This is a genomic window from Mycobacterium sp. NGS68 (assembly GCF_059812195.1).
Map to the genome: position 1 here is coordinate 364397 of NZ_JCALCE010000001.1, position 14675 is coordinate 379071.

At 69.0% G+C, this 14675-nt stretch carries 13 protein-coding genes and 1 pseudogene; 8 read left to right on the forward strand and 6 right to left on the reverse strand.

The genetic code is table 11. The annotated features are described in order from the left end of the window. Positions 1–28: 28 nt before the first annotated feature. Positions 29–796: an SHOCT domain-containing protein gene (locus AC5Y5V_RS01615; protein WP_499930836.1), complete on the reverse strand. Its 768-nt coding sequence runs from the start codon at positions 794–796 to the stop codon at positions 29–31. Positions 797–931: 135 nt separating this feature from the next. Between AC5Y5V_RS01615 and AC5Y5V_RS01620 the strand changes: the two are divergent. Both AC5Y5V_RS01620 and AC5Y5V_RS01625 read left to right on the forward strand, forming a co-directional pair. Further along, positions 932–2107: pseudogene (locus AC5Y5V_RS01620) on the forward strand (DNA polymerase); the annotation flags it as partial. Between the two features lie 208 nt (positions 2108–2315). Further along, positions 2316–3032, forward strand: a complete 717-nt coding sequence (locus AC5Y5V_RS01625; RefSeq protein ID WP_499930837.1) for an NUDIX hydrolase — start codon at positions 2316–2318, stop codon at positions 3030–3032. Between the two features lie 210 nt (positions 3033–3242). Here AC5Y5V_RS01625 and AC5Y5V_RS01630 read toward each other — a convergent pair whose 3' ends face one another. Genes AC5Y5V_RS01630 through AC5Y5V_RS01640 form a run of 3 tightly spaced genes read right to left on the reverse strand, consistent with a single transcriptional unit; the run spans position 3243 to position 5839 of the window. After that, a complete protein-coding gene (locus AC5Y5V_RS01630; protein ID WP_499930838.1) occupies positions 3243–4133 on the reverse strand; it encodes an SCO6745 family protein in 891 nt (296 codons plus the stop codon). 6 nt (positions 4134–4139) lie between these two features. Then, entirely contained in the window at positions 4140–4406 is a 267-nt protein-coding gene (locus tag AC5Y5V_RS01635) for a YdeI/OmpD-associated family protein (protein ID WP_499930839.1), read from the reverse strand. Further along, a complete protein-coding gene (locus tag AC5Y5V_RS01640; protein ID WP_499930840.1) occupies positions 4403–5839 on the reverse strand; it encodes a WS/DGAT/MGAT family O-acyltransferase in 1437 nt (478 codons plus the stop codon). Before AC5Y5V_RS01640 ends, AC5Y5V_RS01635 begins: the two co-directional genes overlap by 4 nt. A gap of 224 nt (positions 5840–6063) precedes the next feature. Here AC5Y5V_RS01640 and AC5Y5V_RS01645 point away from each other — a divergent pair, with 224 nt between their 5' ends. From AC5Y5V_RS01645 to AC5Y5V_RS01660, 4 genes are all read left to right on the forward strand, one after another. Continuing rightward, complete coding sequence (locus AC5Y5V_RS01645) at positions 6064–7554, forward strand: FAD-dependent monooxygenase (RefSeq protein WP_499930841.1); 1491 nt, start codon at positions 6064–6066, stop codon at positions 7552–7554. 429 nt (positions 7555–7983) lie between these two features. Beyond that, complete coding sequence (locus tag AC5Y5V_RS01650; protein ID WP_499930842.1) at positions 7984–8283, forward strand: PE family protein; 300 nt, start codon at positions 7984–7986, stop codon at positions 8281–8283. A gap of 11 nt (positions 8284–8294) precedes the next feature. Further along, positions 8295–9551 carry a PPE family protein gene (locus AC5Y5V_RS01655; protein ID WP_499930843.1) on the forward strand — a complete coding sequence of 419 codons (1257 nt, stop codon included), beginning with the start codon at positions 8295–8297 and terminating at the stop codon, positions 9549–9551. A gap of 125 nt (positions 9552–9676) precedes the next feature. After that, positions 9677–10732 carry a ketopantoate reductase family protein gene (locus tag AC5Y5V_RS01660; RefSeq protein WP_499930844.1) on the forward strand — a complete coding sequence of 352 codons (1056 nt, stop codon included), beginning with the start codon at positions 9677–9679 and terminating at the stop codon, positions 10730–10732. Between the two features lie 7 nt (positions 10733–10739). On the opposite strand, the gene AC5Y5V_RS01665 is transcribed toward AC5Y5V_RS01660, so the two are convergent. Further along, positions 10740–11360, reverse strand: coding sequence for a TIGR03085 family metal-binding protein (locus AC5Y5V_RS01665; protein WP_499930845.1), 621 nt, complete (start codon positions 11358–11360; stop codon positions 10740–10742). A 62-nt stretch (positions 11361–11422) separates the two neighbouring features. Between AC5Y5V_RS01665 and AC5Y5V_RS01670 the strand changes: the two genes are divergently transcribed. Continuing rightward, positions 11423–12124, forward strand: coding sequence for a hypothetical protein (locus AC5Y5V_RS01670; protein ID WP_499930846.1), 702 nt, complete (start codon positions 11423–11425; stop codon positions 12122–12124). 15 nt (positions 12125–12139) lie between these two features. Continuing rightward, the gene (locus AC5Y5V_RS01675) at positions 12140–12502 is read left to right on the forward strand and encodes an EthD domain-containing protein (RefSeq protein WP_499930847.1); all 363 of its coding nucleotides are present in this window, start codon (positions 12140–12142) and stop codon (positions 12500–12502) included. Here AC5Y5V_RS01675 and helR read toward each other — a convergent pair. Next, entirely contained in the window at positions 12489–14666 is a 2178-nt protein-coding gene (helR, locus tag AC5Y5V_RS01680; RefSeq protein WP_499930848.1) for an RNA polymerase recycling motor ATPase HelR, read from the reverse strand. The two genes, AC5Y5V_RS01675 and helR, sit on opposite strands and share 14 nt — an antisense overlap. Positions 14667–14675 lie beyond the last annotated feature (9 nt).

Consider the following 14675-nt stretch of genomic DNA (forward strand, 5'->3'; position numbering starts at 1 on the left):
TGCGCGCCGTATGAACGCCGATGGCCGGTCATAGCCGGGCGAGCAGCTCGGCCTTCTTGGCGGCGAACTCCTCGTCGGACAGAATGCCGCGCTCACGCAGGCCGGCCAGCGACTCGATGGCCGCGATAATGGCCCCGGAATCCCCGGAGCCGGATTCCCCGGCGCTGGAAGCCGGCTCGGACCGGTACTGCGGGGCGGGTGCCGCGGTCGGCGTTTCGGCGACCTGCCGGGCGCCGAGCTCACGCAGACTCGACACGTCGAACGTCCCGAGCTGGCTGGTGAATCTCACCGATCCGGAGCCGCCGCCCTGCTGCTGTTGCACGCCGCCGATCTGATGTTCGCCGGTGTCGAAAATCTTCGTGTCACCGCCGATCTGGATCGCCAGCCGCCGCGTGCCCGGAAAGACGGCGTAGCGCGCGTCGTTCTGGCCGCCCGTCGAGCTGGGCACACCGAGGTCGGCCGGCCACCAGTTGGCGCCGGTGAACCCGCCCTGCGCCTGCGACTGCGCGGATGGGCCGCGGAACACGGTGGTCGTGGTGATCAGTCGAGCCAATTCGTTGCACAGCGCATCGACGCGCGCCTTGAGCGCGTTGTCGAACATGTCGCCGACCATCGTCATCCCGCCCCGCATCCACTGCCCGGAGCCGCCGAGCTCGGGGATCGAGAACTGGGCCATGGTGCCGCCGCCGGTGTGCAGGGCAAACAACATGGCCAGCACCGCCTCGCGGGACAGTCCATGGCGCTGGGCGATGTCGGAGATCGCATTTTCGGCTTCGGGGGTGACCGCTGCCTTCATGGTGGTCAATCTTTCGTCGTCGGTACCGTTTCGAGACTACGCAGGCGACGCGAGTGCCGCAGCGGCGCCGGGCGCGTCCTCACGTACTGGTACCCCACTGCCGTGGTTGACAAATCATGGCCAAGGATGGGTGTCGTGTCGAATTCTTTCGACGTACGCGGACGCGCGCTGCAGGACGGTGAGCTGGCCGCCTGGCTGGCCGAGCACAGCCTGGGCAATCGGTTTGGCCTGGCCGTCGTCGATGCGGCGCTGGCGATCGTGGCGGCCGACGGGGATGGCCGCTTCATCGACGTCGCCCGGTTGACCGACGACGACGAGGCGGCGTTGGCATCGTGGCTCGCCGACCCCGGCCCACCCAAGGCCGTGCACGACGCGAAGGCGGCGACGCACGTGCTGGCCGGCAGCGGCTGGACGCTGCGCGGCGTCACCTCCGATACCGCGCTGGCCGCCTACCTGTTGCGTCCGGAGCGGCACAGCCCGGGTCTCAACGACTTGCTGATCCACCACACGCGCTGCGCGCTTCCCACGGAAGCCGTTGCACAGCAGCAGTATTCGGTGGAATCGCTGATCCTGCGGGGCTGCGCGGTGCTCGACCTCGCCGACGTGCTGGACGAGGAGTTGGCACGCATCGACTCGTCGTCGCTGCTGAGTCGGTTGGAGCTGCCGGTGCAGCGGGTGCTGACCGAGATGGAGACCGTGGGCATCGCGGTGGACCGCGAATCGGGCGGCGTGGACGATCTGCTGGACTGGATGGGCGCCGACGGTCGCGTCCACGCCACGTTCCATCAGACCGGCGCGGCCACCGGCAGAATCTCGTCGTCGGAGCCCGACCTGCACGACGCGGCGATCCGTCGCGACGCGTTCGTGGCGGGCGACGGTTATGCCGAGCTGATGGTGGCCGGTTACAGCCAGTTGCGGTCGGGGGTCATCGCCCAGCTGCCCGGGGTCGTCGACGAGGCTCGCGAGCTTGGATATGCCACTACCCTGCTGGGCCGTCGGCGCTACCTGCCCGAGTTGGACAGCCGTGACCGGCAGGCGCGTGCGGACGCCGAGCGCGCGGCCGTGGCGATGGCGATCGACGGCAGCGTCGCCGACATCGTCAAGGTCGCGATGGTCAACGTCGACCGGGCGATCAAGGACGCCGACCTGGCATCGCGGATCTTGCTGCAGGTCGGCGACGAGTTCGTGTTCGAGGTGGCCGACGGGGAGCGTGACACGTTGACCGAGCATGTCCACGAGCAGCTGGCCGACGCGTATCCGCTTGATGTCCCCGTCGAGGTGTCAGTCGGTCAGTTCACATCCCGCAAGTAGCGGTGGTCTTTGACAGCCGGTCGACGTCGAGGTGCGCGCCGTCCTGCAGCCAGTCGAACGGGTCGACGGCGTGGTCGGACATATCGTGCTGACATACCTTTTCGGGGCGTCGTTGCCACGAACGACCATCGTTTCGATCAACCTCCCCGGTCAGTTGGGTTGGGTTAACTGTGTTCCTGCCGCGAGGGGCGCCGCTTATGGTCGAACGGTGACGATCATGTATGACGATGCGCTGCGTGAGCAGATCCGCGCGCATCTGGCGGGTCACGACCGCCGGGCGGTGACCGATCCGACCAAGCGGCACGCGGCCGTGGCGGTCGTGCTGGTGGACTCCGAGGTTGGCGAGGACAGGGTGGACCCCGCGCCGGTCGACGAATGGATCGGCGGCCGGCCGATGCCGGAGCTGCTCAACGGCCACATGGTCGACGTCTCCGGCGGCGCCGCGTTCCTCTTGTGCCGCCGCACGATTCGGCTAACCTCACACGCCGCCCAGTGGGCGCTGCCGGGCGGCCGCCTGGATCCGGGTGAGGCCGCAGTGGACGCCGCGCTGCGGGAGCTGGACGAGGAACTCGGCATCCGGCTACCCGATTCGGCGGTGCTCGGCCTGCTCGACGACTACCCGACGCGATCCGGCTACATCATCACGCCGGTGGTGCTGTGGGGCGGCGGCCGACTCGACCCCCGGCCCGCCCCCGACGAGGTGCTGGCGGCCTACCGGGTGGGCCTGCACCAACTGCAGCGGCCCGACTCGCCGCGCTTCATCGCCATCCCGGAAAGCCCCCGGCCCGTCGTACAGATCCCGTTGGGCAACGATCTGATCCACGCGCCGACGGGCGCCGTCCTGCTGCAACTTCGATGGCTGTGCCTGGAAGGACGTCACGAGCCGGTCGACGAGTTCGAGCAACCGGTATTCGCCTGGCAGTAGCGGTCAGGGCACGCCGCGGGCGCCCGCTCGTCGAGGGTGAAAACGACCGCGACGGCAGCCGCGCGTGCGAAGGCGCTCAATCACCGCGGCGCAATATTGGTAGCACGAGGTCCACGCGCCACAAGAAAGTCGACATTTGGCCTTTTGCCCACCTCTGCGCGACAGCTTGTCGCGCAATCAAATCCCATCAGCGGGCAACCGGCACCTGCCCTAGGTCGCCAAATGCGCACTGCCGTCGTGCAATTCGTCGCGACGCACGCCCATCGGGGTGACGGCAGGAACGTCACCGCCCGCCACCACTGCCCGGGTAATCGGCGTGAGCGCCTGGAACAGCGCCTCGACCTCGTCGTCGGTGAGCGCGTCGAGCGCCGACAGGGCCAATGTGTCGGTCGTCGACTCGATGCGGTCCTTCAGGTCGCGCCCGGCCGTCGTCAGCGCCCCTCCGTCGTCGAGCAGGCCCCGCACCCACAGCCGTTGTTCGTAGCGGCGCCAGGACGCGTCGTCGTAGTCGCGGCCGCGGGCCATGAAGGCGCGCGTGACCCGGCCCGCCGCGGTGTGCAAGACGTTGGACTCCCGGCCGGAGACACCGGCGGCGGCCAGCACCGCCACGTGCGCGTCGCCGCGATGCTCGCGCAGCAGCGTCACGGCATGCCACAGCGCGCCAAGCGGGTCGTCGGGCCACGGCAGCGCCAGATTCGCGGCGAACAGCGGCCGCCCGTCCAGCGGCGCCGTCCGCGCGGCCTTCCCCGCCAATTCCGCCGCGACACGGACGTTTTCGGAATCACCGAGGCCGTAGCGGCGCAGCGCCGCGACAGCGGACTCCAGCCGCGCGCCCAGGGCGGCCTCGGGACCGGCGATCTGCCACGCCGCGGGGAGGGCCTTGGCGACCCGCTCCGGGGTGAAGTTGTAAAAGAGCGCCGTCACCACCTCGACCGGCACCGGGCCCAACGGCGCGGACCGGGCGGCGAAGTAGCCCATCCAGAAGCCGCGGTAACCCAGCCCGTCGAACGCCGCGACCGCTTCGGGCGCGAAGTACGTCACCGCGTGCACCGGCTCGAAGCGATCGAAGAAGCGTCGCGCCAGCTCGGGTGTCCTGCCCATGGTCGGCTACCTGCCGTTGCGCTCGCGGTGTTTGCACCCGGGCCAGCAGCAAGGCCGTCGCAGCCCTTCCTCCAGCTCCTCCTGGGTTCGGCGAATGCGCCGCTCGCGGGTCTTGTCCTGCTTGGCGTCTTCGACCCAGCAGATGAACTCGTTGCGTGCCAGCGGCGTGATGTCCTTCCAGGCCGTCAGCGCCGTGGCGTTGGCGATCAGCGCCTCGCGGAGGTCCTTCGGCAGCTTGTGGACCACCCCGCCGGGTACTTGCGTGCCGGTCACGTCGCGGCCTCGAGCTCGTCGAGGGCTTCGCCGGTGTAGACGGCGAGGCGCTGCAAGTGCGGCAGGGCGTCGCGGCATCCGACGAAGCCGAAGTCCAGGTTGTCGGCGTAGCTGTGCAGGGTGATGTTGAGCGCCATGCCATGCGCCGGGATGGACACCGGGTAGTTGGCTTCCATCCGGCTGCCACGAAGGTAGAGCACGTCTTTGGGGCCGGGCACATTGCTGACGCACAGATTGAACGCGAACGGCCACGGCGGCCGCACCCCGGTCAGCGCGCTCGCCACTTGCAGCCCGCCGGGCGCCATGATCGCTGCGCTGTAGGCGAGGATTGCGTTCTTGCTCATCTTGCGGAGCTCGTTCTTGGTCGCGCGGGTGGACTTGGAAACGACGTCCAGGCGCTCGACCGGGTCGGCGATGTCGGTGCCCAGCGGTGCCAGCATCGCGCCGACGGCGTTGCCGCCGCCTTCGTCGTCTTTGGCGCGGACGTTGACCGGCACGAACGCGATCAGCGACTTGTCCGGCAAGTCGCCGAGTTCGTCGAGAAATGCCCGCAGACCGCCTCCGATGATCGACAAGGCCACGTCGTTGAGGGTGGCATCCCGCTTGGAGCCGATCGCCTTGAGCCGCTCGGCCTTGTAATGCTGAGTGGCGAAGCGGCGGTTCCGGCTGATGCGTTTGTTGAGGATGCAGTGCGGCGCCTGGAAGGACGTCACCAGATCCCGGTGGTCGTCGCCAGGTCGCAATTGCGTGTTGATCACGGCCCGGGTGAGGTCATAGGCCGAACCGACGGTGCCGGCGACGAAGCCGATCGCTCCGCCCACCGCGCTGATGGCCCCTGTCACATTGCTCAGGATGCCGCCGTCACCGTCCTCGCCGTCAGGCTTCTTGGCAGGCCTGGTCTGCGGCCCACGGATGTTGAAGAACAGCGGGGTGTCGGTGTCGTTGGGGTCGGTGGACATGCTTTTCCGCAGGATCTTGGTGGCGGTGTAGCCGTCCACCAACGAGTGGTGCATCTTCACGTAGAGCGCGAACCGGCCGCCCTCCAGTCCCTCGATGAAGTGCACCTCCCACGGCGGCCGCCGCAGATCCAGCGCGTTGCTGTGCAAGCGGGACACCAGGATTCCCAACTCCCGCTCGTCACCGGGGCTGGCCAGCGCAGAGCGTCGGACGTGGTAGTCGAGGTCGAAGTGCTCGTCGACAATCCAGGCCTGGTCCGGCCGGTAGAGCAGCGTGGGATGGGCGAGCTTGCGGTTCCACGGCGCGACGACCTTTTCCAGCTTCGTCTCGTCGAGCAGTTGACGCAGGAAATCCGGCGGTGCGTCCGGCGGCGGCGTGAACGGCATCAGTCCGCCGACGTGCATCATGGTGCTCGGCGTCTCGCCGTACAGGAACATCATGTCGAGCGGGGCGAGCCGCTTCGCTGATTCGGCCACTGTGCCTCCTATAGCTACGGACGCGGTTCGCACTGGTCAGCGCGGGTCGTCGTGGCCGTATCTTAGGTGGGTGCGCTAAGCGCCGATGCCGGACTGTCGAAGATTGACGCCCGCCAAGCGCCTCAACTTCAACCTATACCGCACCCGGGGGCTTGCGGCAAGACCGGGGTCGTGCTGCAAAATCGCTGGCCGAAGCCATAATTCAGCCAACCGGGGGGTTGCGAATGTCTGTCGAGTCGACGCCCGACCATGCCGTGATCGTCGCCGGTGCGGGCCCCACGGGGATGGTCTTGGCGGCCGAGTTGGCCCTGCCGGGCGTCGATGTCGCGATCGTCGAGCGGCGCGCCGACCAAAGCGTGATCGGTACGCGAGCCGGCGGACTGCACGCGCGCACCATCGAGGTGTTCGATCAACGCGGAATCGCCGACCGGTTCCTGGCGCAGGGACAGGTGGCGCAGGTCGCCGGGTTCGCCCAGATTCGGCTGGACATCAGCGACTTTCCCACCCGCCATCCGTACGGACTCGCTTTGTGGCAGAACCACATCGAGCGCATCCTGGCCGAGTGGGTCGGTGAGTTGGCGGTGCCGGTCTATCGCGGGCACGTGGTGACGGGTGTCCGCCAGGACTGCACCGGTGTAGACGTCGAAACGGCGGGCGGGCGCGTCCTGCGGGCGCAGTACCTGGTCGGCTGCGACGGCGGGCGCAGCCCGGTACGCAAGGCGGCCGGGATCGCCTTCCACGGTTGGGATCCGACGACGAGCTACCTGCTCGCCGAGGTCGCGATGGACCTCACGGCGGGCGATTCCCCGCAGTGGGGCATCCGCCACGACGCCCTCGGAGTACATTCGCTCAACGCGTCAGAGGATGGAGACGCGGTGCGCGTCATGGTGACCGAACGGCGCCTCGGCCGTGGCACCGAGCCCACCCTGGGCGAGCTGCGCGAGGCGCTCGTCGCCGCCTACGGCAGTGACTACGGGATCCACAGTCCCACTTGGATTTTCAGATTTACCGATGCGGCGCGCCAGGCGGCGGCCTACCGCGCCGGACGAATCCTGCTGGCGGGCGACGCCGCACATGTGCATCACCCGGTCGGCGGACAGGGACTGAACACCGGCGTGCAGGACGCCGTGAATCTGGGTTGGAAGCTGGCCCAGGTGGTGAAGGGGACGTCACCCGAAGGCCTCCTCGACACGTATCACGCCGAACGGCACCCCGTCGCCGCGCGCGTGCTGCGCAACGCGCTGGCCCAGATGGCGCTGCTGCGCCCCGACGACCGGACCAGGGCGCTGCGTGGCACCGTCACGGAACTTCTTGGCATGGACGAACCGCGCAGGCGATTCGCCGCGATGATGTCCGGGCTGGACATCCACTACGAGCTGGGCGGGCGCCACCCGCTGGTCGGGCGCCGCATTCCCGATCTCGACCTGATTGCCGACGACGGTCCGCTGCGGGTATTCGGACTGCTGCACGATGCCCGACCGGTGCTGCTCAACCTCGGTACGCCCGGCGGCCTCGGCGGCACCGGACGGGCCGGTCGTGTTCGAGCGGTCGACGTGCGCCCGGTGGGACGCTGGGAACTTCCCCTGCTCGGGGCGGTCAGCGTCCCCGACGCCGTACTGATCCGGCCCGACGGGTACGTGGCGTGGGTGGGGGAGGGCTCCCAAGACGGGCTCGCCGACGCGCTCGCGGCATGGTGTGGGGTCCGCGCGTTCTAGAACGCATTTCCGGCATATCAATTTCATATACGACATGAGATTGATATGCCGACCGGTCGGGACTCGGCAGCCGGCGCGACCCGAAATTTCATCGCCGGGTCCGAAGGCGCTCAAACGAAACTCATTGTGGCAGCGTAATTCACGACCGACGCGTCGAGCTGTCGATTGAGCGGCAAAGTTTAGAGCGCGCTCCAGCAATCGCCAAATGATTCATGTCAAACTCTAAATATATTGATTCACAACATGTTTCATGTTCTCTTCCAATTACACAGCACATCTAACTGGCTAAGTGAACAGTTATCGACGGAGCAATGAATAAGCGCGCGTGAGCTTGTGATCTCTATGCGCGGCTGGCCTAACCTTCGGTACTGATCCAGTAACGACGTTGTTGCTGAAAGCTTTTGCTGAAATGTGCTTGGAGGAGAAAACATGTCGATGGTGATCGCAGAGCCCGAAATGCTCGTCGCAGCCGCCGCCGAACTGCAGGCGCTGAACGCGACGGTATGGGCCGGAAACACGGCAGCGGCAGGCCCCACCACCGGGGTGCTGCCCGCCGCGTCCGATGTGGTGTCGATCCTGACCGCTGCGCAGTTCGCGTCGCACGCCAGGACCTATCAGCAGATCAGCGCGCAGGTCGCGGCGATCCGTGACCAGATGGCGGCCACGCTGGGCCTGAGCGCCAGTTCGTATGCGGCCACTGAGGCCGCCAACGCCTCCGCGGTCGGTTAGGCGAGCGAGTCATGGTCGACTTCGCGATGTTGCCCCCGGAGATCAACTCCGCGCTGATGTACTCCGGCGCCGGGTCGGGGCCGATGCTCGCCGCGGCGGCGGCGTGGGAGGGGTTGGCCGTCGAGCTACAGAGCACGGCGGCTTCGTTCACGGCGCTGGTCGAGGAACTGACCGACGGGCCGTGGCAAGGCCCGTCCTCGGCGGCGATGGCCGCCGCTGCCCTGCCCCAGATTTCGTGGTTGAGCGGCACCGCCGGACAGGCCGAGCAGGCCGCCGGTCAAGCCACGGCGGCGGCCACTGCCTACGAGGCGGCCTTTGCCGCAACGGTGCCGCCGGCGGAGATCGCGGCCAACCGCGCGTTGCTGGCGGCCTTGCTGGCCACGAATTTCCTGGGCCAGAACACCGCGGCGATCGCGGCCACCGAGGCCCAGTACGCCGAAATGTGGGCTCAGGACGCGGCCACGATGTACGGCTACTCGGGCGAGTCGGCTCAGGCGGCAGCCCTGACGCCGTTCAGCACCGCGGCCCAGATGCCCACCCCGGGTGGGCTCGTAGACCAGTTCGTCGCCGTCGCCCAATCGGCCGCAGCGAGCCTGGGCGTCGACGTGGACGCCCTGAAGGCGGTTCCCGCCACGCTGATGCAGATGGCAGGGTTCACTAACACGCCGCCGTGGCTCACCGATCTCGATGCCGCAATCAACGCGATCGGCCTGAAAGGCTTCGCCTGGAACGCCAATGGCGACGGCATAGTCCTCAACGGCCTGCTCGGCGACGTCGCCGAGGGGTTGACGGGCTCGCAAACCCTGGACGCCAGTACCGCCTTCGACAGCTATATCCGATTGGTCTCGCCGACCCGGCTTACGACGACCGCGTTCAAAGACGTACAAGGTCTGGCGCAGGCGTTGTTTCCGGCCGCCGGCAAGGCCGCCGAGGGTGCGGCCCACGCCGCCGAGGGCGCGGCCAAGGCCGCCGGGCAGGCCGTGTCGGGCGGCGTGAGCGGCATTGCGGGCTCGGTTGGCAACGCGTTGCCGGTCGGTGGACTGCGGGTGCCGGCCTCGTGGGCCGGTGTCGCGGCCCCGGCACCCGCCCAGGCGGTGGTGTCGCTCAACGGCCTCGGAGCCGCCGCGGCCGCGGAACCCGCCACCAACGCGTTCGGCGGAATGCCGATGATGGGCACGGGCACCGGACGCGCGGCGGCAGGCCACTTCGCCACTCCGCGTTACGGATTCAAGCCCATGGTGGTGGCGCAGCCCCCCGCCGGGGGGTAAGGCCTGGCCATCCTGGGTGCGCCGAGCGTGGGCCCAGGCCCTGATCCCCAGCGCTTTTCGTACATGTGCCCGACGCTCGACGTGCCGGTCAAGGACGTGATCTCGCGCAGAGCTACGGTGCAGCGGTGGAAAGCGTGGGAGTGGGCGGGCATCGATATGTGATCGTCGGCGCCGGCGCGATCGGCGGCACCGTGGGCACCGTGCTGTCGCGGGCGGGTGTCCCGACGATGTTGGTTGCGCGGGGCCGTCACGCCGCCGTGCTGGCGGCCGACGGCATGACGCTGCGGACGCCCGACGGTCCGTTCCGGACCGAAGTGAGCGCCGCGTCCACACCCCCGCAGGTGCGGCTGACCCCCGGCGACGTGCTGGTCTTCGCGACCAAAACGCAACAACTCGACGCGGCCTTGCAGGAATGGGTGGATCAGCCCGTCCATGGCGCGCACGGCGTCGTCGGGACGGCGGGTGAGGTGCTGCCGGCGCTGACCGCGCTCAACGGGGTCGCCGCCGAGGAGAAAGCGCTGCGCTATTTCCGTCGGGTCTTCGGTGTCTGCGTCTGGTTGCCCGCCGTGCACCTCGAACCGGGTGAGGTGATCGTGCGATCGTGGCCGGTGGTCGGCCAATTTCACATCGCGCGTTGGCCCGCCGTGATCGGCACGCAGGCCGACGACGATCTGTTGACGGAGGTGTCGGCGACCTGGAGCGCCGCGGGCATCGGGGTGCGCACCCCGCGGGACGTCGCGCCGTGGAAGTACAACAAGCTACTGAGCAACCTCGGCAACGCCGTCGGCGCCCTGACGGCGGATCCGGACGCCGCACGTGAGGTGGTGGCCGCGCTGCGCGGTGAAGGCGAGCGGGTGTTGCGGCAGGCCGGGATCGACTTCGTCTCCTTCGAGGAATCCACGGCGGCACGGGCGGACGGGCCGACCATCCGCCCGATACCCGGATGGGATGCGGGACCGAGCAACTCCACCTGGCAGTCGTTGAGCCGCAACACCGGCAATGTGGAGACCGACTTCCTCAACGGGGAGATCGTCCGGATCGCCCACCGGCAGGGCATCGCGGCGCCGATCAACGCGGCACTGGCGCGCGCCGTACGCGGCGTCGTTGTCAAAGGCGTTGGGCCGGGCCATTATTCGGCGGCGCAGCTGACGGAGCTGCTCGGGATCGACGCGACCCCGTGAGCGACCGCTAGAAGCCTTTCGGCGCGTCGCGGACCGCCTGGACCGCAGCGGCGTCACCAGCGAACTCGACCACGGCCGCACGCCCGACGGCGAACAGCAGAAGCTCCTCGGGTGCGCCGGTCACGGTGACGGCGGGTCCGTGGCCGCGGGTCATCAGTGTCTTGCCCGCCGTGCTGCGCAACGCCAGCCGGCCGGGGGCCTTGGCCAGCGTCAGCTTCGCCATCGGCGGCATGGTGCGGCGCAGCGCGGTGGCCAGCGCCGGTTCGAGCGTCCGCGGCTGCCAGCCGGGCCGGGCGCGGCGGACGTCCTCGTGGTGGATGAACATCTCGGCGATGTTGGCCACCGGATCGAGCAGCTTGAGCGGCGAGTAGGCCGGCGGGCCGGATGCGATCTTGTCCAGCAACGTGTCCCAGTCGAGGCGCTCGGCCACTTCTTGTTGCACCTTGGCGGTATGGCGCGCGAAGAACGGGATGAGGATGCCGGGCGCGGCGTCCAGGCGGTATTCGCGGATCACCAGGTGGGTGGCCAAATCGCGGGTGGTCCATCCTTCGCAGAGCGTCGCCGCATCCGGCCCAACGCTGCGGAGGGTGTCGACGAGGGCGGCCCGTTCACGTTGGGCGATGGACATGTGATTTCCGTTCAGCAGGTCGGCGGCCGATCCGTCAAGCGTAAGGGCATTACTGTCAAGAGATGCTCGACGTTCGGCGGCTGGCGGCCGGGACGCTCCCGGCCTGGCTGGTGGTGGCCGGGCTGGTATTCACCGGTTGCGCGGCGGGTCCACCCGCCGGCGCGCCCGCGCCCGCGCCGGCGCTGCTGCTCGGCGAGGTCCAGCGTGAGCTGTCGGCGATGAAGGAGACGCACTACCAGCACGCCACCCTGGTCGACGAGTCCGTGGGCAAGTTCTTCTACGACTGCTCGGGCATGGTCGATTACGCGCTTGGGCGGGTCTTGCCCGATGACGCGCAGGCGCTGCCGACGAGCACCTCCAAGCGCCCGCTGGCCGGCGACATCGAGGGTTTCCTGCGCCGCGCCGCGGGGCAACCCGCGCGGGGCTGGCAGGCGTTCACCCGCGTGGACCGGCTGGGCCCCGGCGACCTGATCGCGTGGTTGGCGACGGAGGATTCCACCACCGGCGATACCGGCCACGTCATGGTGGTGCTGGCCGCCCCGACGCGCAATCCGGCCCGCGACGGCGAGTGGTTGGTCCGGGTGGCGGATTCGACGGTGAGCCCCCATGCCCAGGACAGCCGGCGCCGGGGTCAGACCGGGCTGGGCACCGGGACGGTCGGGCTGGTCGTCGACGCCGCCGGTTCCCCGGTCGCCTTCTATTGGCAGGGCGGGGTTTCGAAGGCCGCCAAGACCACCGAGATCGCGCTCGGCCGGCCCGCTTGAAGTAGAGGAACGCCGATGCTGAAGATCGTATTTTGTTGCCGCAGGAAAGCCACCCTGCCCGCCGAGGACTTCCAGCGTTACTGGTTCGAACACCATGGCCCGCTGGTGAAGTCGCTACGCGAGGCGTTGCCTGCGATGACGCGCTACGTGCAGAGTCACACCGTCGCGGGTCCCGACACCGACCGGCTGCGCGCCAGCCGCGGCACCGACGAGCCCTTCGACGGTATCGCCGAGATCTGGATGGACACCACCGTGCGTGCCGAAGACGCCGACGCGGCGCGCGCCGCGATGAGCCGACTCATCGAAGACGAAATGCAATTCCTCGATCTGTCACGGTCGGTGATCTTCATGACCGAAGAACACGTCATTTTCGATTGACGGCGGTTTCGGTGAGCCCGATCAGGGCGTGCGGCAACGGATCTCGATGCAGGACACCCAGGCGCTGGGTGGCGCGGGTGAGCGCGACGTACAGCTCGGCGGCGCCGCGCGGGCCTTCGGCGATAATCCGCTCCGGCTCCACCACCAGGACGGCGTCGAATTCCAGTCCCTTGGTTTCCGACGGCACCACCGCGCCGGGCACGTCCGCGGGCCCGATCACCACGCTGGTGCCCGAGCGGCCCGACTCCTCCCGAACGAATTGTTCGATAGCCGTGTGCAGTTCGTGCTCAGTCACCCGCCGCGACCACGGCTGCACGCCGCAGGCGCGCACCGATTCGGGGGGCCGCACGCCGGGGGCGAACTCGGCGAGCAGGGCGGTCGCGACGGCCATGATCTCCGCCGGGGTGCGGTAGTTCACCGACAGGGAGCGGTAGGCCCAGCGGTCCGGCACGTGTGGCTCGAGCATGGCGCCCCACGACGTCGCGCCGGCCGCCGAGCGGCGCTGGGCGAGATCTCCGACCACCGTGAACGACCGGGCCGGGCAGCGCCGCATCAGCACCCGCCAGTCCATCTCCGACAGCTCCTGGGCCTCGTCGACCACCACGTGCCCGTAGGTCCAATCGCGGTCCGCGGCCGCGCGTTCGACGAGCTCCCGGTTGTCGCGCTCCTCGAAGCGCTCCGCCAACTGCCCCGCGTCGAGCACATCCTGGGCGAGCAGCTGGTCCTCGTCGTCCATCAGCTCTTCGCGGGTGATCATCAGGTCCAGCACACCCGCCGCGTAGTCGGCCTCGGCCTTGCGTTCGAGCTCGGCGGCCCGGTCCGCCGCCCTGTCGCGGCCCAGCAGATCGACCAGCTCGTCGAGCAGCGGCACGTCGGACACCGTCCAGGCCTCGCCGTCGGCGCGCAGCAGCGACGGGTCCGCGCCCGCGGCGCGCAGGCGTTCCGGCGAGGTGTACAGGGATGAGAGCACCGACTGGGGTGTCAGCAGCGGCCAAAGTTCTTCGAGCGCGGCGATATACGCGGCATTCTCCGTGAGCTCGTCCAGCAGGTCGGCGCGCAGCTGCTCCCAGGCGTTGCGGTCCTCGCGGGTGAGCCAGCCGCGACCGATCCGGGCTATCGCCCTTTCGGTCAGCACCCAGGTGATGATCTCGGCGAACTTCGCGCGGGCCTCGTTGTGCGGCAGTCCGGTGTCGCGGGCTTCCTGCCGGGCCCACTCGGCGGTCTCGGCGTCGATGCGCAGCGCAACGTCCGAGAGCTCGATCGGCAGCGGCTCGGCCGGCAGTCGCTGTCGGTCGGCGACGGCCGCGGCCAGCACGTCGAGGATTTTCAGTGAGCCCTTGAGCCGCGCGAGCTCCGGCGGGTCCTCGGCGGTGACCCGCAGGCCGGGCACGAGGTCGCCGGTGGTCATGAAGACCACTTCGGATTCGCCGAGCGACGGCAGCACCCGGCCGATGTGGTTGAGGAAGGCCTGGCTGGGTCCGATCACCAGCACGCCCTGGCGTTCGAACCGCTCGCGCTGGGTGTAGAGCAGGTAGGCCACCCGATGCAGCGCCACCACGGTCTTGCCGGTGCCGGGGCCACCCTCGATGACCAACACACCGGCGTGATCGAGGCGGATGATCTGGTCCTGCTCGGCCTGGATGGTCGCCACGATGTCGCGCATGCCGGCACCGCGCGGCGCGTTGATCGCGGCGAGCAATGCCGCGTCGCCGCGCTCGTCGGCGCCCGGGCGGCCGAGAACCTCGTCGGTGAAGTCGAGTACGCGTCGCCCGCGGGTGTGGAACTGGCGCCGTCGTCGCGTGTTCTCCGGGCTCGCCGCGGTGGCGACGTAGAAGGCGCGCGCCGCCGGCGCCCGCCAATCGAGCAGCAGCGGCCGGTAGTCGTGGTCCGGATCGAGGATGCCGATCCGGCCGATATACAGCTGCTCGTCCGCGACGGTGTCCAGTCGACCGAAGCACAGCCCGTTGTCCGCGACGTCGAGCCGCTTCACCGCTCTGGCCAGCGCACGCACCTCGGCGTCACGCTCCAGGAGCGCTCCTTCGCCCAGCAACGCGACGTCGTACTCGCTTCTCAGCCGAGCACGATCGGCGTCCAGCCGCGTGTAGAGCGTGTCCACGTAGCTCTGTTCGGACCGCAATTCTTCTTCGTACCCTCGAGCCGACACATGCCCCCA